This window comes from Lentilactobacillus kefiri, from assembly GCF_007989105.1.
GTDB classification, from domain to species: domain Bacteria; phylum Bacillota; class Bacilli; order Lactobacillales; family Lactobacillaceae; genus Lentilactobacillus; species Lentilactobacillus kefiri.
On the sequence record NZ_BJVK01000108.1, the window covers coordinates 1 to 726 of the forward strand.

Below are 726 nucleotides of genomic sequence, written 5' to 3' on the forward strand. Positions count from 1 at the left end.
CCATTAAAAGTGGTTAGGAACTTAGTTAGTGCTTCATTAACAGTCGCTGTCGTCCGATCTTTTAACCGGTATGCCCAAAGGAACCGTGATTTGCGATCGATTAAAGTTAATAAAACTGCCTTACTATGCCCACGAGGACCAACGACTGTATCTAGTTCAAAATCGCCGATGCGATTACGTTGATTAATCATCATGGGACGCTGTTCAATTGATCGCCCCAAAGATTGATTATATTTGGATCGTTGGTCAACGTTACGCCGTTGGCGTACGCCATGTTCAGGTAGATCATTCAAGGAGAAACCAATTCTCCCCTGATTTAGCCAATTATAAATAGATTTAGTAGCTAGTTTAAATTCGTGAGCAATCATTCCTGGTGACCAGCTTAGACGTAAATGGTTGAGAATTTTTTGCTTTAACTCATCGCTCAGCTTAGTTTTCCGACCACATCGTGATCGCTTGTATTCGGCATCTGTTTGTGCTAATTCAGCCTGATAAGGTTGACATCGAGATAATTCATAAGAAATTGTTGACGGTGATCGGTTCAGCCGAACGCCCATTTGGATATTGGACAGCCCTAGTTCACAAAAGGTTTCGATTTTAATTCGTTCGGAATAGGTTATACTAGACAAAAGATCAGCTCCTAAAAGATGGGTTTGTGGTAAACACCATTTTAAAGGAAGCTGATCTTTTTTGTCCGAACAGCGTTCGGATTAATTTTACAATCTA

Annotated in this window: 1 protein-coding gene; it reads right to left on the reverse strand. The window is 40.5% G+C overall.

Annotated features, from left to right (window positions below):
• Window positions 1-629 (reverse strand): IS30-like element ISLpl1 family transposase (locus LKE01_RS11940; protein ID WP_054769933.1); only part of this gene is annotated, 629 nt, incomplete at its 3' end.
• Window positions 630-726 lie beyond the last annotated feature (97 nt).